Here is a 21,025-nt window from a genome sequence, read left to right as displayed (position 1 = left end):
AAACAGGGGGGGTGGGACGGGGGGACGGGGGTCTAGTCGTTGTTCCGCGGGGTGCGGCGGCGCCGGGCGAGGTACAGCGCGCCCGCCGCGACGGCGAGGACGCCCGCGCCGCCGAGGACCGGGTACAGGGCGCTGCCGGAGCCGGCCGCCGAGGCCGCGGCGGGGGTGGCCTTCGCCGCGGCCGGCGCGGACGCGGTGGCCGACGGCTCCGACGACGGGTCGGGGGCGCTGCCCAGGTCGGGCAGGGCGGGGAGTTGGGCCCCGGCCTCGACGGCGACGGCCAGCGAGACCGGGTCCATCGCGGTGCCCGCCCGGTAGAGCGAGCCGAACGCCTCGGCGCCGTCGGCGGTGAGCGTGGCGGGGGCTTCGGTGAGGACGGCCAGGCCGTTCCTCGGTGCCAGGTCCTTCGCGGCGAAGGTGACGAGCGGGACGGCCTCGCGCCGGTCGCCGTCGCTGTGGACGTCGGCCAGGAGCGTGCCCTTGCCCGCCTTCACCCGGACCGCGACGGACGACAGTTCCAGATCGAGCCCGTCGGCGCCGGTGAACCGGACGCTGCCCGCGAAGCGGGCGTCCAGGTTCTTCTTCGCCGGGTCGTACGTGCCCTTGCCGCGCGGGAAGCGGAAGAGCGCACCGCCGTCCTGGGCGCCGTCGGCGAGGGTCCACTTTCCCTTGCCGATGGAGCCGGTGACGTACTCGCGGAAGGTCCGGCGGACGCCCCAGTCGACGGCGGCGTCCTCGAAGCGCCCGGCGGCCGCCGCGGTCTTCTTCGACTGCGGCTTCTTCCCGGGGGACTTGGAGGCGGCGGGCTTCCCGGCCGGGGCGGAGGTGTCCACGGAGAGGCTGACCGGGTCGAGCGGGGTGCCGGCCGTGTAATAGCCGGCGAAGGCCTTCGCGCCCTGCGGGGTCAGCGTCGCCGGGATGTTGGTCAGGGCGACGGGGGTGGTACCGCCCCTCATGTCGATCCCGGACAGGCCGAGCGTCGCGAGCGGCACCTGGGCGGCCGAGGTCACCCGGCCGCTCCCCCGGTCCTTGCTGACCATGTCGGCGTACAGGGTGCCGCTGCCGCCCGCGATGCGGACGGTGGGGCGGCTGATGGTGAGGTCCAGTTCGTGGCTGCCGTCGGACTTCCGGTGGCCGAGGAAGTGGACCCCGCCGGTGAAGCCCGAGGCGAAGGCGCCGGTCGCCGGGTCGTAGGAACCGGTGGCGGAGTGGAAGCGGAACTGGCTGCCGCCGACCGTGGCGGCTCCGCCGGTCAGGCTCCAACTGCCGTTCGCGATCGGCCCGGTGACATAGCTCTGGAAGGAGGACTTGATGCCCCAGTCCAGCCTGCCGCCCTGCACCGTACGGGCCGCCGCCTGGGCGGCGGTGGCCGGGAGCAGGGCTCCCAGCACCGCCGCGAGAAGCGCGACGGCGAGTGCGCGGGCAGGTCTGGACGGCAGCATGGAACCCCTCCGAGGTCTGGAAACTGAGGTAAGGCTAACCTAAGACATGCAGGTCTTGTGGAGGACCCCCTTCCGCTACATCACTCGCGAACCATGACCAACTGCCCACGCTGAACGACAGGACGGTGCCCCAGTGCGCTTCTCGCAGGACTTCGCCCCACCGGGCCAGGGCGGCCGGCGGCCGGGGCGCGGGCGGTCCGGGACCCGTGGACCGATCGGCGCCCTGACGGCCGCTCTCGCGCTGGCGCTCGTCCTGACGGGCTGCGGCGGCAATACGGACGCGAAGGCCCCCGCCGCCGCTGCCGAGGCCACCGCCGACCGGATCGAGCCCCTCGCCACCGCGGCGGAGCCCGAACTGCCCGTCACGGTGAAGTCGGCGGACGGCGCCGAGGTCACCGTCACCTCGGCGGACCGGATCGTTCCGCTGACCGGCGGACTGAGCGAGATCGTCTTCACGCTCGGCCTCGGCAAGCAGGTCGTGGCCCGCGACATCACCGCCACGTTCGAACAGGCGGCGAAACTCCCCGTGGTGACCCGGGCCCATGACGTCTCGGCGGAGAGCGTGCTGTCGCTGAAGCCCACCGTCGTGCTCGCCGAGACCACGACCGGCCCGGCGGAGGCCATCGACCAGATCCGGGACGCCGGCATCCCGCTCGTCGTCGTCGCACCGGCCCGGCAGCTCTCCGACGTCGGCCGCCGGATCGGCACCGTGGCGGCAACCCTGGGCGTGCCGGACTCGGGCACCGAACTGAAGTCGCGCACCCAGTCGCGTATCGACGCCGTACGCGAGTCCGTGCCCGCCCCGGCGGACGGGCACGACAGGCCCCGGGTCGCCTTCCTCTATCTGCGCGGCTCGGCCTCGGTGTATCTGCTGGGCGGCCGGGAGTCCGGCGCGAGTTCGCTCCTCGAAGCGGCGGGCGCCGTCGACGCGGGCAAGGCGTCCGGGCTGAAGAAGGACTTCACCGCCATCACCAGCGAGGCGCTCGCCAAGGCCGCCCCCGACGCCATCCTGGTGATGAGCAAGGGGCTCGAATCGGTGGGCGGCGTCGACGGGCTCGTGAAGATCCCGGGCGTCGCCGAGACCCCGGCCGGGATGGACCGGCGGATCGTCTCCATCGACGACGGGGTGCTGCTGAACTACGGCCCGCGCACGGACCGGGTGCTGGCCGAACTGATCGCCCAGCTCTACCCCGGGGACGGAGCGGACAAGTGACCACCACCTCGCCGGAACGCGACCGGGCCGACACCGCCCCGGCCCCGAAGCCGCCGGAGCCCCGGCGCTTCTCCTCGTCCTTCGCGCTGACCGCCGGACTGCTCGCCGCCCTGCTGGTGTGCTGTCTGCTCTCCGCCGGGCTCGGCGCGTACAGCATCCCGCTCGGCGACGTCCTCGCCTCCGTCCAGCACCGGCTCGGCCTCGGCGGGGCCGCGCTGGACCGGGTCGGCGAGAGCGTGCTGTGGAACGTGCGGCTGCCGAGGGTCGTCCTCGCGCTGCTGGTCGGGGCGTCGCTGGGCTGCGCGGGTGCCCTGATGCAGGGGGTGTTCGGCAATCCGCTCGCCGAGCCCGGGGTGATCGGGATCTCCTCCGGCGCCGCGGTCGGCGCGGTCGCCTCGATCGCGCTCGGACTGAACTTCCTCGGCAACTGGACCGTCACCGTCTGCGCGTTCGCCGCCGGGCTCGCGACCGTGCTGCTGGTGTACGCGCTGTCGCGGTCGGGCGGCCGGACCGAGGTGGTGACGCTGATCCTCACCGGGATCGCGGTCAACGCCTTCGCGGGCGCGCTGATCGGGCTGTTCATCTTCTTCGCGGACAACGCGCAGGTCTCCCAGATCACCTTCTGGCAGCTGGGCTCGCTGGCCCAGGCGACCTGGCCCAAGGTGCTCGCGGTGCTGCCGTGCGCGGTGCTCGGGCTGCTCGTCGCGCCGTTCCACGCCCGGAAGCTGGACCTCCTCGCGCTCGGCGAGCGGCCCGCCCGGCACCTGGGGGTCGATGTCGAACGGCTCCGGGTCGTGCTGGTGCTCGTCGTGGCGCTGCTGACCGCCGCCGCGGTGGCGGTCGCCGGGATCATCTCGTTCGTGGGGCTGCTGGTGCCGCATCTGCTGCGGATGGCGAACGGCCCCGGCCATCGCTTCCTCGTCCCCGGCAGCGCGCTCGGCGGCGCCCTGGTCCTGGTGGTGGGCGATCTCGCGGCCCGGACCGTCGCCGACCCCGCCGAGCTGCCGCTCGGTGTGCTGACCGCGCTCTTCGGCAGCCCGTTCTTCTTCTGGCTGCTGCGCAGGACCCGTCGTAGGCAAGGTGGTTGGGCATGAAGTCCCTGAAGAATCCGTTCCGGGTACGCGTACGGCGCCTGCCGCCCGCTCCCGTCGCCCCCGGCTCCCCCGTCGCCGAGGCGCGCGGGCTGCGGGTACTGCGGGGGCAGCGGCCGGTGCTCGACTCCATCGATCTGACCGCGCACGCGGGCGAGGTGCTGGCACTGGTGGGGCCCAACGGGGCGGGCAAGTCGACCCTGTTGGCGGCGCTGGCCGCCGATCTGCCCGCGGCCGGCGGCGAGATCCGGATCGACGGGTGCCCGGCCGGCGACTGGTCGGCCGCCGAGCTGGCGCTGCGCCGGGCCGTACTGCCGCAGTCCGCCGCCCTGTCGTTCCCGTTCCCGGTGGAGGACGTCGTACGGATGGGGCGGGCGCCGTGGGCCGGTACGGAGCGGGCGGACGAGGACGATCCCGCGGTCGCCGCGGCGATGGCGGCGACCGAGGTCACCGGGTTCGCCGCGCGCCCCTTCTCCGCCCTGTCCGGCGGCGAACGGGCCCGGGTCGCGCTGGCCAGGGTGCTGGCGCAGCGCGCCCCGCTGCTGCTGCTCGACGAGCCGACGGCCGCGCTCGATCTGCGCCACCAGGAACTGGTGCTGCGGATCTGCCGGGAGCGGGCCGCCGCCGGGGACGCGGTCGTCGTGGTGCTGCACGATCTGGGACTCGCCGCGGCGTACGCGGACCGGGTGGCCGTGCTGCACGACGGGCGGATCGCGGTGGCGGGGCCGCCCGCCGAGGTGTTCACCGGCGAGCTGCTCGGCGAGGTCTACCGGCAGCCGGTCGAGGTGTTCCCCCACCCGCGGACCGGGGCGCCGCTCGTCGTACCGGAACGAGGGGCTTGACCTTTACTTGACCTTTCCATGGGATATCCATGGGTTGCCCGTGATCGCCCCGTTTCCGGGGGTCCGGGATGAGAGCTGAATCACTGCGCGGGTGGGTACTGCTGAGGTAAGCCTCGGTTAAGTTAGGTCCGCCTCACCTGCCTTTGTCCGAATCTTCACCCGCTTCTCCTTCGTCCTCATGTGGAGCCCGTATGCGAGCCGTTCGTTTCTCCGTCGTCACCGCTGCCGCCACGGTGGCCGCTCTGACCGCCGTCACGGGCTGCGCAGAGAAGAGCGACGGCAAGGGCGACGGCGCCCTGCAGGTCGTCGCGAAGGACGACTCCTGCGAGGTGTCGAAGAAGAAGCTCCCGGCCGGTCACATCGAACTGGCCGTGCAGAACAAGGGCTCCAAGGTCACCGAGGTCTACGTGCTCTTCCCGGACGACCGCATCGTCGCCGAGCGCGAGAACATCGGCCCCGGCACCAAGGCCACCATCACGGCCGAGATCAAGGCCGGTTCGTACGAGATCGCCTGCAAGCCCGGCATGAAGGGCCACGGCATCCGGCAGAAGCTGGAGATCACCGGAGCCAACGCGGCCAAGCGCAGCCCCGAGATGGACAAGGCCGTCGCGGAGTACCGCACCTACGTCCAGGCCCAGGCCGACGAGACGCTGCCGAAGGCCAAGAAGTTCACGGACGCCGTCGCCGCCGGTGACATCGAGGCCGCCAAGAAGATCTACGCCGACTCCCGCCTCGGCTGGGAGCGCACCGAGCCGGTCGCCGAGTCCTTCGGCGACATCGACCCGAAGGTCGACATCCGCGAGGACGGCCTGGAGGACGGCCAGAAGTGGACCGGCTGGCACCGCCTGGAGAAGGCGCTGTGGCAGGACAAGAAGCTGGGCGCCGAGGAGAAGGCCCTCGCCCCGGCGCTCTACAAGGACCTGCTGGACTGGCAGAAGCGGGTCGGCACGGCGGAGATCACCCCGACCTCGATGGCCAACGGCGCCAAGGAGCTCCTCGACGAGGTCGCCACCGGCAAGGTCACCGGTGAGGAGGAGCGCTACAGCCACACCGACCTGGTCGACTTCAAGGGCAATGTCGAGGGCGCCGAGAAGTCCTACGAGCTGTTGAAGCCGATCGCCTCGAAGAACGACGCGGCACTGACCGCCACCCTGGACAAGCGGTTCGCGGAGCTGAACACGCTGCTGGACAAGTACCGCAAGGACAAGAGCTCCTACGAGTTCACCTCGTACGAGAAGGTCGGCAAGGCCGACCGCAAGGAGCTTTCGGACGCGGTCAACGCGCTGGCCGAGCCGCTGTCCCGGCTCGCCGCCGCGGTGACGAAGTAACGGGCGGGAGGGCCTCGGTCATGTCCGATCAGACACAGGCCGGCGAGACTCCGCAGGAGAGCGCCGGTTCCGCCCCGTCCCGCCGGGCACTGCTCGGCTGGGGCGGCGCGGGTCTCGCGCTGGGCGCCGTCGCGGCCGGCGGCGCGGTCGCCGCGGTGCGCACCCAGAGCGACCAGGTGCCGGCCGCGGACAGCGGTGCGGCCGTGCCGTTCCACGGTGCGCACCAGGCCGGGATCGCCACCGCCGTACAGGACAGGCTGCACTTCGCCGCGTTCGACGTGACGACGAAGGACCGCGGTGAGCTGATCGCGCTGCTCAAGGAGTGGACGCGGGCGGCGGAGCGCATGACGGCCGGTCACGCGGTCGGCGACGGGGCGTACGGCGGTCTCGCCGAGGCCCCGCCGGACGACACGGGCGAGGCGCTGGGACTGAAGCCGTCCCGGCTCACGCTCACCATCGGCTTCGGGCCCTCGCTCTTCGCCAAGGGCCGGTTCGGCCTGGAGGACAAGCGGCCCGAGGCGCTCGTCGATCTGCCGAAGTTCCCCGGCGACAACCTCGACGCGGCCCGCAGCGGCGGCGATCTCTGCGTCCAGGCGTGCGCGGACGACCCGCAGGTCGCGGTGCACGCCATCCGCAACCTCGCCAGGATCGGCATGGGCCGCACCGCGATCCGCTGGTCCCAGCTGGGCTTCGGCAAGACGTCCTCGACGACGCCGGACGCCCAGACCCCGCGCAACATGATGGGTTTCAAGGACGGCACCCGGAACATCGCCGGCACCGACACCGCCGCCCTGGACAAGCATGTGTGGGTCGGCGGGAAGGACGACGCGGGCTGGATGACCGGGGGTTCGTACCTGGTGGCCCGCCGCATCCGGATGCACATCGAGACCTGGGACCGCGCCCCGCTCCAGGAGCAGGAGGACGTCTTCGGCCGCGACAAGGGCGAGGGCGCACCGGTCGGCAAGTCCAAGGAGCGCGACGAGCCGTTCCTGAAGGCGATGCTGCCCACCGCGCACGTCCGCCTCGCCCACCCGGACAGCAACGACGGTGCGACGATCCTGCGCCGCGGCTACTCCTTCACCGACGGCACGGACGGCCTCGGCCGGCTCGACGCCGGGCTGTTCTTCATCGCCTACCAGCGCGACGTCCGCAAGGCGTTCATCCCGCTCCAGCGGCGCCTGGCGGCGCACGACGCGCTCAACGAGTACATCCAGCACGTGGGTTCGGCGCACTTCGCCGTCCCGCCGGGCGTCCGCGACAAGGACGACTGGTGGGGCCGGGCACTGTTCTCGTAGAGCGAAGCAGAAAAGGAGAACGGAATCGTGTTCAGCAACTTCCTGATCGGCCTGCGCGAGGGCCTGGAGGCCAGCCTGGTCGTCTGCATCCTCATCGCCTATCTGGTGAAGACCGGCAACAGGAACAAGCTGGTGCCGATCTGGACCGGCGTCGGGATCGCGATCGTCGTCAGCCTGGCGTTCGGCGCCGGGCTCGAATTCGGTTCGCAGGAGATGACGTTCAAGGCCCAGGAGGCACTGGGCGGTTCGCTGTCGATCGTCTCCGTCGGCCTGGTCACCTGGATGGTCTTCTGGATGCGGCGCACCGCGCGGCACCTGAAGACGGAGCTGCACGGCAAGCTCGACGCGGCGCTCGCGATGGGCACCGGCGCTCTGGTCGCCACGGCGCTCCTGGCGGTGGGCCGTGAAGGTCTGGAGACCTCGCTGTTCGTGTGGCGCGCGGTGCACGCGGCGGACGACGGCTGGCACCCGATGATCGGCGCGCTCCTCGGCATCGCCGCCGCCGTCGTGCTGGGCTGGCTGTTCTACCGGGGTGCTCTGAAGATCAATCTGTCGAAGTTCTTCACCTGGACCGGCGGCATGCTGGTGATCGTCGCCGCGGGCGTGCTCGCGTACGGCGTCCACGACCTCCAGGAAGCGGAGTTCATCGGCGGTCTCCACAACCAGGCGTTCGACATCAGCGCCACGATCCCGCCGGACAGCTGGTACGGCACGCTGCTGAAGGGCACGTTCAACTTCCAGCCCGACCCGACCGTTCTCCAGATCACGGTGTGGGCGCTGTATCTGATCCCCACCCTCGCGCTGTTCCTCTCCCCGGTAGGGTTCGGACGGTCAGTGGGGGCGACGGATCGGAAGGCGCGGAAAGCAGCGGATGAGAAGCCTGAGGCCGGTTCGGCTGATGACGGGGCTCGCGACGGCGACGGTGCTGTCCATGACGGCGAGCGGCTGCGTGACGGTGCACGGCGAGCTGGAAGTGGTGCCGGGGGCAACCAGGTCTGAGGCCGCGAAGGCCCTGGCCGACTTCACCGCCGCGTACAACGCGGCGGACAAGGCCTACGACCCGGCCCTGGACGCGGACCGGGTCACCGGCTCGCTCGGCGCGATCAACCAGGCCGGGCTGAAGGCGCGGCAGAAGAGCCATCCGGACGGCAACCCGGACCATTCGCCGCTGGAGCTGACCGACGCCGAATTCGTCATCCCGAAGAAGGCCGGCTGGCCGCGGTGGTTCCTCGCCGACACCGACTCCAACCGCGACCAGGACGACGGGAAGCTGGACACCCGCTGGCTGGTCGTCTTCGTCAAGTCCGGGCCCGACGCCGGGTGGAAGGCCTCCTACCTGTCGGTCGTCGCGCCCTCCCGGATGCCCGCCTTCGCGAAGGACGGCGACGGCATGGCCGAGCCGGTGGCCGTCGACAGCACGGAACTGGCCGTGGCTCCGCAGGACTTGAGCACCCAGTACACGCAGTACCTGCAGAAGGGCACCCCGGACGTCTTCGCCCCCGGCTCCGCCACCTCGGCCTGGCGGGAGGCGCGCCGGACCACCCGGCGGGCGGGGTTCTCCTACCAGTACATCGACCAGCCGCTGGACAGCGGTACGTTCGGCCCGCTGGGCCTGGAGACGGAGGACGGCGGGGCGCTGGTCTTCTTCAGCAGCAAGCACTTCGAGCGGCAGACCGCGGCGAAGGGGCTGCGCCCGGCGGTCGACCAGGACGTGGAGGCGCTGCTGACCGGTGAGGTGCGGTCCACCCTCACCAAGGAGCGGATCTCCAGCGAGATGGTGTACGTCCCGAAGAAGGGCTCGACGAAGGACGGCGGCAAGGTGGTCGTCCTGAACCGGCTGCCGGGCCTGACGGCGGCGAAGGGCTCGTGACGGAACCGGGGCCGCCCCGCGTTCGGGAACGGCCCCGGTCATGATCCGCCGCCTCAGCGGCTCATCGGCCAGGCAACCGAGTCGTGGTCGAGATCGCTCTGGTCCGCCTCGTCCGCGTACTGCGCGCACGCGTCGGTGAGCGTCTCCAGCAGGGTCAGGGGGTCCGGCAGCGGGTTCTCCGGCCCGCGCACCCACCGCACGTCCAGTTCGCCGGGGAGGCGGGCCGGCGGCAGCAGCACATAGCTGCCGCGGCAGTGCCACCGCAGACCCGGATGCTCGTCCATGGTCTCGGGGTGGCAGTCGAGCTCGCACGGCCACCATTCGTCCTCGTCCTCGGGGGTGCCCCGGGTGGCGGTGAAGAAGAGCATCCGGTCGTCGCCGGACCGGGCGACCGGGCCGACGTCGATACCGGCGGCCAGGAGCCGTTCCAGTGCCTGGGTGCCCGCGGACAGCGGCACGTCGAGCACGTCGTGGATCATGCCGGTCGCGGTGATGAAGTTGGCCTGCGGCTGGCTGCGGGCCCAGCGCTCGATCTGGGCCCGGTCGGTGGTGGACTGCGTCTGCCAGGCGAAGGAGATCGGGTGCCGGGCGGGGGTGGGACAGCCGATGCGTTCGCACGAACATCGGTATCCGACCGGGTGCGCGGCCGGTGCGATCGGCATTCCGGCCTCGGCGACGGCCAGGAGCAGCGCCTCCCGGGCGGCGTCGTCGACCTCGCTCTGGTGCGGTTTGGGTCGGCGGCGAAGCCATTGGGAAAATTTGCTCTCTGAGCCGCGATAACGGCCGAAATCGGCGCCCATCTATCCCCTTACCTCAGCGTTGCCTCCACCCATGGTCCCACCATCCTGCGCCTCGGGTGGCCGGAGTTCCGAAGCGGGGTACGGGCGATGATGCCGTGAGCTGGGCACTATGCCACTTGTTGTCCTGAAATGACGGGTGCGTCTCAGGGGGCCAGCCCGCGCAGGGCGTGGTCGACGATCGCATCCGCGTACTCATGGGTGAGCGGGAGGGTGCGCAGCAGCCAGCGGTGGGTGAGCGGCCCGACGAGGAGCTCCAGGGCGATCCGCGGGTCGATGTCGGCGCGGGCCCGGCCCGTCTCCTGGGCGGCGCGCAGCCGCGCCGCGTACAGCTGGAGCCCGGGTTCCAGCAGCTTCTGGACGAATTCGGCGCCGAGCTGCGGGTCGACGATCCCCTCGGCGGCGAGCGCCCTGGTCGGCCCCTCGAAGGCGGGGTCGTTCAGCTCGTCGACGGTGGCCCGCAGGACGGCCTTGAGGTCGGCCGCGAGATCGCCGGTGTCCGGGATCCCCCGCGCCCCGTCCGCGCCGTTCTGCTCGGCGGCCCGCTCGCCGAGACCCACGAAGGCCTCCAGGAGGACGGCCGCCTTGGAGGGCCACCAGCGGTAGATCGTCTGCTTGCCGACACCGGCCCGCGCGGCGATGGCCTCGATGGTGGTCCTGGGGTAGCCCACCTCCGCGACCAGGGCGAGCGCCGCGTCGTGGATCGCGCGGCGCGAGCGCTCGCTGCGGCGGCTGGCGTCGGGCGACCGGTTCTCTGCCATGCCGGCCAATCTAGCAGCGGGACGAGGCGATACGTATCGTCTTCCGGTCGCGCGGGAACCACCCGATCGGATCACTGCGCGCGGGCGCCGCAGAGCGGACCATGGGCTCACGCACACACCCGTGCGATGTCTCGGCAGGCAACCCCTGCCTTTCGTGAGGAGCCTTCATTGCCTCGTGAAGCCACACCCCGCCGCTACCTGATGTGCGCGCCCACGCACTTCAGGGTGACGTACTCCATCAACCCCTGGATGGACCCCAGCAAGCCCGTGGACCTCCCCCTGGCCCAGACCCAGTGGGAGGACCTGCGCGACCGGTACCGCGCCCTCGGGCACACCGTGGAGCTGATCGCCCCCCGCCCCGAGCTGCCCGACATGGTGTTCGCCGCCAACGGTGCCACCGTCATCGACGGCCGGGTGCTGGGGGCCCGCTTCGCGTACCGGGAGCGGTACGAGGAGGCCGGGGCCCACCGTGACTGGTTCCGGGCGAACGGCTTCACCGAGATCCACGAACCGGACCATGTCAACGAGGGCGAGGGCGACTTCGCGGTGACCTCCTCCTACGTCCTGGCCGGGCGGGGTTTCCGGTCCAGTCCGCTCTCGCACGGCGAGGCGCAGGAGTTCTTCGGGCGGCCGGTGATCGGGCTCGATCTGGTCGACCCGCGCTACTACCACCTGGACACGGCGCTGTCGGTGCTCGACGACGCGGGCGACGAGATCATGTACTACCCGGGCGCCTTCTCGCCGGGCAGCCGGTCGGTGCTGGCCCGGCTCTTCCCCGGTGCGCTGATCGCCGAGGAGGCGGACGCCGCGGCGCTCGGTCTGAACGCGGTGAGCGACGGCCTCCACGTACTGCTGCCGCAGGCCGCGACGGGGCTCTTCGACCCGCTGCGGGCGCGGGGCTTCGAACCGGTGCCGATGGACCTGGGCGAGCTGCTCAAGGGCGGCGGCAGCGTGAAGTGCTGCACGCAGGAACTGCGGGGGTGAGGGAGCCGGCCGCCCTCGGGGGCCTGTAGGGCGACCTCCGACCGGGCGGTCGCCCGACAGGCTCTCAGGCGTTCTCGCCGGGCGGCCACTCGTCGCCCCACGCGACGTCCCGGGCGGCCCGGTACAGCTCGCCGTGCCGCTTGGTGACCGTGGCCCGCCGCAGGGCCTCGTCGCGGGTGCACAGGTCCAGCAGCACCTGCCCCTTGCGGATCTGCGGCTTGCGGGTGACCCGCGCCCGGACGGGCTCCGTCGCGAAGCGGGTCGCCACGACATAGCTGAACTTCTCGTCCTCGTACGGCAGCGAGCCGCCCTTGACCCGCCGGTGCAGCGAGGAGCGGCTGACCCGGGCCGAGAAGTGGCACCAGTCCGTGCCGGGCTCGATCGGGCAGGCCTCGCTGTGCGGGCAGGGCGCGGCGACCTGCAGCCCGGCGGCGATCAGCCGGTCGCGGGCCTCGATGATCCGGGCGTAGCCGTCGGGGGTACCGGGTTCGACGACCACGACCGCCTGCGCCGCGGCCGCTGCGGTGTCGACGAGGGCGGCGCGGACATCCGCCGTCAGTTCCTTGAGCACGTAGGAGACGGTGATCAGGTCGGTGGGGGCGAGTTCCTGGCCCGCGCCGATCCGGGCCCGGCGCCACTCGGCCCCGCGCAGGGCGGGGCTGCCGGAGAGCTCCGCCAGTTCACGGCCGAGGGCGAGTGCGGGCTCGGCCCAGTCCAGCACGGTGGTGCGCGGCCCCTCCCAGCTCCCCGCCACGGCCCAGCTCGCCGCTCCGGTGCCGCCGCCGATGTCGGTGTGCGTGACGGGCACCCAGTCCGGGGCGGCCTCCTGGAGTGCGGCGAGGGCGGCCCGTACCGCTTCGAAGGTGGCGGGCATCCGGTACGCGGCGTACGCGGCGACGTCGGAGCGGTCGCGGAGCACCGGAGCGTCGGTCGGGGTGGTCCCGCGGTAGTTGGCGATGAGCCGTTCGACGGCCTGGGCGGCCTGCTTGGGCGGCAGCCCGTCGAGCAGTCCGGCCAGCGCCGCGCGCAGGTCTTCCGCGGTGGGGAGGGTGGCGTTCACCGACGAATTGTAGGCAAAGGCGGACCACCTGCTTCCGCCCCGGCTTCGGCACCGAACCGCAACCCGTCCGAACTGCCCCGGCACCTGCGCAAGTTGCTACGCTGACCGCCGCGAGGTCGGGATTGCCCATCGAGGGAAGCCATGAGACAGAAGATCGTGCGCCTTGTTCTGGTCGGCGGAGTGCTCGTGCTTGTCATGCTTCTTCTGCTCGCCACATGCGGCAGCGGCGAGAAGCACGAGGAGGAGCCCGGGAAGCAGGCCGGGAAGAGCCAGACCAAGGTGACTCAGCTCACCGTTCCCTCCGCGTACGCGACGGAGCGCGGCTGGGAGCTCATCGGGACCTCGCCCGACTACGCGATCTCCCGGACGACGGGCCGTCTCGCCTATCTGGTGCGGGAGTCGGAGACCAAGTACCGGCTGCGGACCATCGACGCCAAGACGGGGCAGGCGGGCTGGCACGGCGAGAGCTGGCGGCCCCCGTCCCCGCACCAGTTCCCCAAGCTCCTCCAGGTCACGGTCGACGACCACGAGTACTTCGTGACGTGGGCGTACGGGAAGGTCGGCGAGAACGCGCTGACCCCCGCCGACACGATCGTCTCGATGGACGTCTACGACGTGGAGGACGGCTCCCGGCGGCGCGTCGAGGTGCCGTGGAACTCCGTGCCCACGGTCTCGACGACCGGCCCCGGCATCCTCATCAGCGACGGCCGGACCAACAGCGTGGTGGTCGACCCGGTGACCGGCCGGGTGTCGAAGGTCGAGGCTTCCTCGCTCAAGTACCCGAAGGGCTGCAAGACCTGCAAGCAGCTCACCGAGGTGCGCGGGCTGACGCAGAAGGGCCTGCTGGTCAGCGGGTCCAAGGAGTTCTGGGTGCAGGGCGGCTGGTTCAGCCGCGATGTCGCTCCCAAGGGCACGGACAGGCAGAGCGGGATCCCGACGTCGGTGATCCCGGGGCTGATCCTGGCGAAGTGGCAGCTCGCGAAGGGCGCCAAGCGCGCCACCACGCACGACATGTGGGCGGTGCAGGACGCGGAGACGGGCAAGACCCTGGCTTCGGTGGAGTGCAGCAAGCCCGCGATAAAGCCGGGCCAGTACCCGCAGCTGGTCTCCGCACCCTCGGGCTCCTATCTGGTGGCCGGGCCGCTCGCCTTCGACCTGGCCACGAAGCGGGGCTTCTGTTTCGAGGGCGCGGACGGCACGAAGCCGCTGACCCTGGCCTCCGTGAACGACGAGGGCACCGCGTACGGCGCGTCGAGCGCCCGCAACGCGGCGGACGTCCTGGCCGGCGGCGGTGCCCCGGTCGCGGTCGCCGTCAGAAGCGGTGCGACGGGCGCCCTGCCCTCGAACGTCCTGGTTCCGGGCATGGAGACCGCGGACGGTGTGGGCCTGTTCCGCTGGACGGACGAGAAGGACCGCCCGCACCTGATCGGCTACCCGAGGTCGTCGTAGCGCGCGGGGCCCGGGGCGGGGCGTCGGGGAAACCCGTTCGCCCCGCTCCGGGCTCCGCTGTCAGGGGCCGACGCATCCGGTGCAGACCTGTGTGGTCCACACCTTCAAACACGCGTCGGGAGAGGGCGCGGTGCCGCCGCCGGCCTCGGTCGTCTCCCGCTGCTTCGGGCCGGACCCGGTCAGCGGCAAGACCTGGGGCTGAGCCACGGACCGGTCCCGCCGCCCCGCGTCACGGAACGCACATCACGCTCACGCCGTCCGCCGCCAGGGCCGGCACAGGCCGAGGAAGCAGGCCATCGCGCCGACCGCGCAGACCAGCTGGACGACGGCCATCGGGACGGCCGTGTCCTCGCCCGCGATCCCGACGAGGGGCGAGGCGATGGCACCGATCAGGAACGACGAGGTGCCGAGCAGCGCGGAGGCGGAGCCGGCGGCGTGCTTCGTGCGCATCAGCGCCTGCGCGTTCGTGTTCGGCATCGCCATGCCCATCGCCGACATCAGCACGAACAGCCCGGCGGCGACCGGGGCCAGGCCCACCTCGCCGAAGACGCCGGTCGTCATCAGCAGCAGCGCGAGCGCCGCGAGCGTGATGACACAGAGCCCGAAGGCGAGCGCCTTGTCCAGGCTGACCCGGCCGACCAGCAGCTTGCCGTTGATCTGGCCGACCGCGATCATGCCGACCGAGTTGAGGCCGAAGAGCAGGCTGAACGTCTGCGGCGATGCCCCGTAGATCTCCTGCATGACGAACGGCGAGGCGCTCACGTACGAGAACAGGGTGGCGAAGGCCAGGCTGCCCGCGATCATGTAGCCGGTGAAGACCCGGTCGGCGAGCAGTCCGCGCATGGTGCGCAGCGCGTCGCCGAGGCCGCCGGTGTGCCGGTCCTGCGGGGGCAGGGTCTCGCCCAGCCACTTCCAGACGACGAGGGTGAGCACCAGGCCGACGACGGTGAGGACGGCGAAGATTCCGCGCCAGTCGGTGAACCGCAGCACCTGGCCGCCGATCAGTGGGGCGACGATCGGCGCGACACCGGAGATGAGCATCAGGGTGGAGAAGAACCTGGCCATCTCCACGCCGTCGTACATGTCGCGCACCACGGCACGGGCGATGACGATGCCCGCCGCACCGGCCAGGCCCTGGAGCAGACGGAAGCCGATGAGGAGCCCGGTGGTGGGCGCGAAGACGCACATCGCGGTGGCGACGACGTAGATCATCATGCCGATGAGCAGCGGCCTGCGCCTCCCCCACCGGTCGCTCAGCGGCCCGACGACGACCTGTCCGAGCGCCAGGCCGGTCAGGCACGCGGTGAGGGTGAGCTGGACGGTGGCGGCGGGCGTGTGCAGGGACTCGGTGACCGCGGGCAGGGCGGGGAGGTACATGTCCATGGAGAGCGGCGGAACCGCGGTGAGGCCGCCGAGGACGAGGGTGACGAGAAGTCCGGTGCGCCGGACCGCCGGGGCGGCCGGTGCTCGGGGTGGGGTGCCGGTGGTTCCGGGCTCCGTGGCCCCGGTTCCGGCGGTCGGTATGTGTGTGCGTTCCTGCTGGGCCCGGCTTGCGCCGCTCTCCGGCATTCTCATCTCCATGTCGTTGAATCCGCATCTATGCTCTCAGCTCAGCCGGACTGGTCGAGACCTCTTGGGGAGCAGGCATGACAGGCATGAGCGGCACTGTGCGGTGGGGTGTGCTGGCGACCGGCGGTATCGCCGCGGCGTTCACCGAGGATCTCCGGTCGATGCCGGACGCGGAAGTGGTGGCCGTCGCATCTCGGACAGAGGCCTCGGCGCAGGCGTTCGCCGAACGGTTCGGGATACCCCGGGCGTACGGCGACTGGGCCGCTCTCGCCGCCGACGACGAGGTCGATGTGGTGTACGTCGCGACGCCGCACTCGGCGCACCGGGAGGCGGCGGCGCTCTGTCTGGAGGCCGGGAAGCACGTGCTGTGCGAGAAGGCGTTCACGCTCAACGCGCGGGAGGCGGACGAGCTGGTGAAGCTCGCCCGGGACCGGGGCCTCTTCCTGATGGAGGCGATGTGGACGTACTGCAACCCGGTGATCCGGCGCATGACGGAGCTGGTGCGGGACGGTGCCATCGGAGAGATCCGCACCGTGCAGGCCGACTTCGGACTCGCGGGCCCCTTCGGCCCCGAACACCGGCTGCGCGACCGGGCGCTGGGCGGCGGCGCGCTGCTGGACCTCGGGGTCTATCCGGTGTCGTTCGCGCAGCTGCTGCTGGGTGAGCCGGACCGGGTGCAGGCCGACGCGGTGCTCTCTCCCGAGGGCGTCGACCTGCACACGGCGATGCTGCTGGGCTGGTCGGAGGCGGGCGCCTCGGCGCTGCTGAACTGCTCGATCGTCGCGGACACCCCGCAGACCGCGGCGGTCACGGGCTCGAAGGGCCGGATCGAGTTCCCGCGCGGCTTCTTCTACCCGGAGCGGTTCGTGCTGCACCGGCCCGGACACGAACCCGAGGAGTTCACCGCCGGAACGGCCGGAACCGGCGGCGGCGCACTGCGCGGCCTGCAGTTCGAGCAGGCCGAGGTGGCGCGGGCGCTGCGGGCGGGCGAGACGGAGTCGCCGCTGGTGCCGCTGGACGGCTCGCTCGCCGTGATGCGGACGCTCGACGCGGTACGTGACCGCATCGGCGTCCGCTACCCGGCGGACGGCCTCACGCAGGGGTGAGGCCCTGGTTCCCGACCTCGGTGACGAACGACGCGGCCGTCGCCAGGGGCGCACCGGGCCTGGTGACGGCGGACACCGTGCGGTAGTCGGCGCGCGCCCGCTCCCGGCCCAGCGTGACGACGGCGTATCCGCGCCGGCCGTTGAAGAACTTCATGTGCGGGTTGGCCCGCATCTGGTTGTTCCAGCTGCCGGGCTTGTCCGAGCCGTCCTTGCCGCTGGTGACGGAGGTGGCGACGATCTCCGTGCCGACGGTGCGGGAGGCGGGGTCGTCGAAGTCCTTCTTCAGGTCGAAGCCGTAGCCGACGTGCACATCGCCGGTCAGCACCATCAGGTTGTCGACCCCGGCGGCCTCGGCGCCCTTCAGGATGCGGCCCCGGGAGGCGGGGTAGCCGTCCCACGCGTCCATGGACAGCTTGAAGGCGTCGGTGGGCACGTCGCGCCGCTGGGCGAAGGTGACCTGCTGCGGCACGACGTTCCAGGTGGCCTTCGAGGTGCGCCAGCCGTCGATCAGCCAGCGCTCCTGGGTGGCGCCGGTCATGGTGCGCGACGGGTCCTGGGACTCCGGTCCGGGTGTCTGCCAGCCGTCGCCGTACGCCTGGTCGCTGCGGTACTGGCGGGTGTCGAGGATGTCGAACTGGGCGAGCCGGCCGAAGCGCAGGCGCCGGTAGAGCTTCATGTCCGGGCCGGTGGGGCGCTGCGGGGCGCGCAGCGGCTGGTTCTCCCAGTACGCGCGGTAGGCGGCGGCGCGGCGCAGCAGGAACTCCTCCGGCGGGACGTCGTTCTCGGGGATCTCGCCCGCGTAGTTGTTCTCGGTCTCGTGGTCGTCCCAGGTGACGACGAAGGGGTGCGCGGCGTGGGCGGCGCGCAGATCGGGGTCGGACTTGTAGAGGGCGTACCGCAGCCGGTAGTCCTCCAGCGTGACCGTCTCCCGGTTGAAGTGGGCGGGAAGCCGGCGGTCGGTGTAGTTGCGGGCGCCGCCGGTCGCGTCGACGGCGTACTCGTAGAGGTAGTCGCCGAGGTGGAAGACGACGTCGACGTCCTCCTGGGCGAGGTGCTTGTACGCGGTGAAGTAGCCGTCGTGGTACGCCTGGCAGGAGACGGCGGCCAGGCTCAGCGAGCTGTTGCGGGCGCCGCGGGCGGGTGCGGTGCGGGTCCGGCCGACGGGGCTGGTCCAGCTTCCGGTGCGGAAGCGGTAGTAGAGGACCCGGCCGGCTTCGAGGCCCTTGACCTCGACGTGGACACTGTGGTTGAACTCCGGGTGGGCGGTGGCCGATCCGCGCCGTACGACGCGGGAGAAGCGCTCGTCGCGGGCGAGTTCCCAGCGCACCTGCACCCGGGCCCGGGGCAGACCGCCGCCGGGCTCGTAGGGGCGCGGTGCGAGTCTCGTCCACAGCAGGACCGAGTCGGGAAGCGGGTCGCCGGAGGCGACGCCGAGGGTGAACGGGTCGTCGCCGATCTTCTTCGCGTCCAGCTCGGCGGCGCTCGCGGTGCCCGCGGCGGGCAGGTTGACCGAGAAGGCGAGCGCGGCGGCGGCGCCGGTGACGGTGAGGAAGCGGCGGCGTCCGACCTGCCTGGCGGCGTCGCGCATCTCCTGCTGGTGCGATGAGTCTGTCATCTGGCCCTCCCCTGGCTGGTGGTGTACGCGAGCAGTTCAACGGCTCAGCACATCGAGCGGCTGTCGTGTTCACGTCGCTGGGGCGTCGCGTGGATGAGGAATGCGGCAGCAATGGGTCCGCGGGGACAAAGCGCGCATCCACGACGGGGCAATGATCATCTTCCACGGCCGGCCGGGGCGCGAACGCGCCGCCCCACGCGCCGCCTTGACCCCATGTGGCCTCACGCGCACCCCGGGAGGGAGGGCGTACGCTGCGGCCCCATGAGCAACAAAGTGTTGAATTCCGCTGCGAAGACGGCGGTCGTGACGGGTGCGGGTTCCGGGATCGGCCGCGCGGTGGCACTCGCCCTGACCGGCGCCGGCTGGTCGGTGGCGCTCGCGGGCCGGCGCCCGGAACCGCTCGCCGAGACCGCCGCGCTGGCCGGGGAGCACGCCCGGGTGATCACCGTCCCCGCCGATGTGTCCCGCCCCGACGACGTGACCGCGCTGTTCTCCTCGGTACGGGAGTGCTTCGGCCGCCTCGACCTGCTCTTCAACAACGCCGGTACGTTCGGCCCGCGTTCCGTCCCGGTGGAGGAGCTCCCGGTGGCGGACTGGCGCTCGGTGGTGGACGTGAACGTGACGGGCGCGTTCCTGTGCGCGCAGGCGGCGTACCGGCTGATGAAGGACCAGGACCCGCAGGGCGGCCGGATCATCAACAACGGCTCGATCTCCGCCCACGCGCCGCGCCCCCACTCGGTCGCCTACACCACGACCAAGCACGCGATGACGGGGCTGACGAAGTCCCTCTCGCTGGACGGGCGTCCGTACCGGATCGCCTGCGGGCAGATCGACATCGGCAACGCGGCCACGGACATGACCGAACAGATGCGGACCGGCATCCTCCAGGCCAATGGCGAACTCGCGGTCGAGCCGGTGATGGCGGCGGCGGACGTGGCCCGCACGGTGCTCCACATGGCGGAGCTGCCGCTGGAGGCGAACATGCAGTTCGCGACGGTCCTGGCGACGGCGATGCCGTACGTGGGACGCGGCTGACGGGGCGCGGCCGGCCGGACGTTCCGACGAGCGCCCCGGCGCGGGCGGTCACCCCCGCGCGCCGGGGCGCCGTGCGCTGCCCCTATGCTGACGCTCCTTCACCACAACTCCACAAAAGGAACACGGCATGCGCATACGCACCGCGGCTCCCCTCGCCCTGGCGGCCGCCACCGCCCTGGCCGGCTCGCTGCTCGTCGCGGCCCCCGCCACGGCCGCCCCCCACCAGGGCGGGCTGCACCTCGGCAGGATCCAGTACGACAGCCCCGGCAAGGACGACCGGAGCAACTCGTCCCTGAACGCCGAGTGGGTGGACATCCACAACAACGGCAAGTCGAAGCTCCAGCTCAAGGGCTACAAGCTCAAGGACGACACCGGCTACACGTACACCTTCGGCAGTTACACGATCGGCGCGGGCAAGACCGTCAGGGTCCACACCGGCCGGGGCGGGAACGCCTCGGGCAACGTGTACTGGAACCGCGGTTCGTACGTCTGGAACAACACCGGCGACAAGGCCCGGCTGATCAAGCCGAACGGCAAGCTCCAGGACTCCTGCTCCTGGACGAAGTCGGGCACGGGCACCAAGAACTGCCACTGAGCCGGGCGGCCGCGGTCCGGACGGACCCTGGGGGAATGTCCCGGGCCGCGGCACGGTTGACCTGCGGCATGAGCCAGATTCCAGGTATCGAGGTCCTGCGTTACACCGCGTTCTCCGCCGACCCCGAAGGCGGCAATCCCGCCGGGGTCGTCCTTGACGCGTCCGGTCTCGACGACGCCGCCATGCTCGCCGTCGCGGCGGAGCTGGGCTACAGCGAGTCGGCGTTCCTGACCGGGCGGGGAGAGCCGGGCGGTACGGGGGCACCGGATGCCCGGGAGTACACCGTGCGCTACTTCAGCCCGAAGGCCGAGGTCCCGTTCTGCGGCCACGCCACCGTCGCCACGGCCCTGGCACTCGCCGAGCGCGACGGCCCCGGCGACCTGGTGTTCAGCACGCGCGCGGGGACGGTCCCGGTCACCGTCGCCCGGGAGGGCGGCGAACTGCGCGCCACGCTCACCAGCGTCGAACCGGACGTCCTGGACATCGCCCCCGACGACCTGGCGGAGGCGCTCGCCGCCCTGGACTGGCCGGCCGCCGACCTCGACCCGGCCCTGCCGCCCCGGATCGCCTTCGCCGGCGCCCGCCATCTGGTGGTGGCCGCCGCGACCCGCGAGCGCCTGGCCGACCTCCGATACGACTTCGCGCGCCTCGAAGCCCTGATGCACCGACTGGACCTGACCACCCTTCAGCTCGTGTGGCGGGCGGCGCCGGCCGTCTTCCACGTCCGCGACCCGTTCCCGGTCGGCGGTGTCGTGGAGGACCCCGCCACCGGAGCGGCGGCGGCCGCCTTCGGCGCCTATCTGCGCGCCGGGGGCCTCGTCCCCGACACCGCGGTCCTCACCCTCCACCAGGGCGAGGACATGGGCCGCCCCGGCACCCTCACCGTCGAACTGCGGGCGGGCGACGCCCGGGTGCGGGTGAGCGGGACCGGAACCCGCATCGGGGACTGACCGACCCTGGCAGGCTGGGCGCC

General features: G+C 71.9%; 19 protein-coding genes. 13 read left to right on the top strand and 6 right to left on the bottom strand.

What is annotated here, in order from left to right; genetic code table 11:
* Positions 1-32: 32 nt before the first annotated feature.
* Positions 33-1,442, bottom strand: coding sequence for an HtaA domain-containing protein (locus ACWCPY_RS03670; RefSeq protein ID WP_451262677.1), 1,410 nt, complete (start codon positions 1,440-1,442; stop codon positions 33-35).
* Between the two features lie 133 nt (positions 1,443-1,575).
* On the opposite strand from ACWCPY_RS03670, the gene ACWCPY_RS03665 reads away from it, so the two are divergent.
* The 7 genes from ACWCPY_RS03665 (at position 1,576) to ACWCPY_RS03635 (ending at position 9,081) form a co-directional block, all read left to right on the top strand.
* Positions 1,576-2,655 (top strand): heme/hemin ABC transporter substrate-binding protein, encoded by a 1,080-nt coding sequence (locus tag ACWCPY_RS03665; protein WP_451262676.1) that lies wholly within the window; start codon positions 1,576-1,578, stop codon positions 2,653-2,655.
* Positions 2,652-3,749: a FecCD family ABC transporter permease gene (locus tag ACWCPY_RS03660; protein ID WP_451262675.1), complete on the top strand. Its 1,098-nt coding sequence runs from the start codon at positions 2,652-2,654 to the stop codon at positions 3,747-3,749. The genes ACWCPY_RS03665 and ACWCPY_RS03660 overlap by 4 nt, the downstream gene beginning before the upstream one ends.
* Positions 3,746-4,588, top strand: a complete 843-nt coding sequence (locus tag ACWCPY_RS03655) for a heme ABC transporter ATP-binding protein (RefSeq protein ID WP_451262674.1) — start codon at positions 3,746-3,748, stop codon at positions 4,586-4,588. Before ACWCPY_RS03660 ends, ACWCPY_RS03655 begins: the two co-directional genes overlap by 4 nt.
* Positions 4,589-4,779: 191 nt before the next feature.
* A complete protein-coding gene (gene efeO, locus ACWCPY_RS03650) occupies positions 4,780-5,916 on the top strand; it encodes an iron uptake system protein EfeO (RefSeq protein ID WP_451262673.1) in 1,137 nt (378 codons plus the stop codon).
* Between the two features lie 20 nt (positions 5,917-5,936).
* Positions 5,937-7,211, top strand: a complete 1,275-nt coding sequence (efeB, locus tag ACWCPY_RS03645; protein WP_451262672.1) for an iron uptake transporter deferrochelatase/peroxidase subunit — start codon at positions 5,937-5,939, stop codon at positions 7,209-7,211.
* A 27-nt stretch (positions 7,212-7,238) separates the two neighbouring features.
* Positions 7,239-8,210: an iron uptake transporter permease EfeU gene (efeU, locus tag ACWCPY_RS03640; protein ID WP_451262671.1), complete on the top strand. Its 972-nt coding sequence runs from the start codon at positions 7,239-7,241 to the stop codon at positions 8,208-8,210.
* Complete coding sequence (locus tag ACWCPY_RS03635) at positions 8,110-9,081, top strand: hypothetical protein (protein ID WP_451262820.1); 972 nt, start codon at positions 8,110-8,112, stop codon at positions 9,079-9,081. Before efeU ends, ACWCPY_RS03635 begins: the two co-directional genes overlap by 101 nt.
* A 53-nt stretch (positions 9,082-9,134) precedes the next feature.
* On the opposite strand, the gene ACWCPY_RS03630 is transcribed toward ACWCPY_RS03635, so the two are convergent.
* Together ACWCPY_RS03630 and ACWCPY_RS03625 are read right to left on the bottom strand one after the other, a co-directional pair.
* Positions 9,135-9,881 carry a bifunctional DNA primase/polymerase gene (locus tag ACWCPY_RS03630; RefSeq protein WP_451262670.1) on the bottom strand — a complete coding sequence of 249 codons (747 nt, stop codon included), beginning with the start codon at positions 9,879-9,881 and terminating at the stop codon, positions 9,135-9,137.
* Between the two features lie 143 nt (positions 9,882-10,024).
* Complete coding sequence (locus ACWCPY_RS03625; protein WP_451262669.1) at positions 10,025-10,639, bottom strand: TetR/AcrR family transcriptional regulator; 615 nt, start codon at positions 10,637-10,639, stop codon at positions 10,025-10,027.
* 126 nt (positions 10,640-10,765) lie between these two features.
* On the opposite strand from ACWCPY_RS03625, the gene ddaH reads away from it, so the two are divergent.
* Positions 10,766-11,623: a dimethylargininase gene (ddaH, locus tag ACWCPY_RS03620; protein WP_451262668.1), complete on the top strand. Its 858-nt coding sequence runs from the start codon at positions 10,766-10,768 to the stop codon at positions 11,621-11,623.
* 64 nt (positions 11,624-11,687) lie between these two features.
* Here the strand turns inward: ddaH and ACWCPY_RS03615 are convergent, their stop codons facing one another.
* Entirely contained in the window at positions 11,688-12,683 is a 996-nt protein-coding gene (locus ACWCPY_RS03615) for a small ribosomal subunit Rsm22 family protein (protein ID WP_451262667.1), read from the bottom strand.
* Positions 12,684-12,824: 141 nt separating this feature from the next.
* Here ACWCPY_RS03615 and ACWCPY_RS03610 point away from each other — a divergent pair, with 141 nt between their 5' ends.
* Positions 12,825-14,132, top strand: coding sequence for a hypothetical protein (locus ACWCPY_RS03610; RefSeq protein WP_451262666.1), 1,308 nt, complete (start codon positions 12,825-12,827; stop codon positions 14,130-14,132).
* Positions 14,133-14,381: 249 nt separating this feature from the next.
* Here the strand turns inward: ACWCPY_RS03610 and ACWCPY_RS03605 are convergent, their stop codons facing one another.
* Positions 14,382-15,701: a multidrug effflux MFS transporter gene (locus ACWCPY_RS03605; RefSeq protein WP_451262665.1), complete on the bottom strand. Its 1,320-nt coding sequence runs from the start codon at positions 15,699-15,701 to the stop codon at positions 14,382-14,384.
* A gap of 86 nt (positions 15,702-15,787) precedes the next feature.
* Between ACWCPY_RS03605 and ACWCPY_RS03600 the strand changes: the two genes are divergently transcribed.
* On the top strand, positions 15,788-16,807 hold the full coding sequence (locus ACWCPY_RS03600) for a Gfo/Idh/MocA family protein (protein WP_451262664.1): 1,020 nt from the start codon (positions 15,788-15,790) through the stop codon (positions 16,805-16,807).
* Here the strand turns inward: ACWCPY_RS03600 and ACWCPY_RS03595 are convergent.
* Complete coding sequence (locus ACWCPY_RS03595) at positions 16,794-18,422, bottom strand: alkaline phosphatase D family protein (protein WP_451262663.1); 1,629 nt, start codon at positions 18,420-18,422, stop codon at positions 16,794-16,796. The two genes, ACWCPY_RS03600 and ACWCPY_RS03595, sit on opposite strands and share 14 nt — an antisense overlap.
* A gap of 261 nt (positions 18,423-18,683) precedes the next feature.
* On the opposite strand from ACWCPY_RS03595, the gene ACWCPY_RS03590 reads away from it, so the two are divergent.
* From ACWCPY_RS03590 to ACWCPY_RS03580, 3 genes are all read left to right on the top strand, one after another.
* Positions 18,684-19,457 carry an SDR family oxidoreductase gene (locus tag ACWCPY_RS03590; RefSeq protein ID WP_451262662.1) on the top strand — a complete coding sequence of 258 codons (774 nt, stop codon included), beginning with the start codon at positions 18,684-18,686 and terminating at the stop codon, positions 19,455-19,457.
* A 127-nt stretch (positions 19,458-19,584) separates the two neighbouring features.
* A complete protein-coding gene (locus ACWCPY_RS03585) occupies positions 19,585-20,052 on the top strand; it encodes a lamin tail domain-containing protein (RefSeq protein WP_451262661.1) in 468 nt (155 codons plus the stop codon).
* 68 nt (positions 20,053-20,120) lie between these two features.
* A complete protein-coding gene (locus tag ACWCPY_RS03580; protein ID WP_451262660.1) occupies positions 20,121-21,002 on the top strand; it encodes a PhzF family phenazine biosynthesis protein in 882 nt (293 codons plus the stop codon).
* Positions 21,003-21,025 lie beyond the last annotated feature (23 nt).

The organism is Streptomyces sp. NPDC002403 (genome assembly GCF_053593015.1).
This window is presented reverse-complemented; position numbering and strand designations above follow the sequence as displayed.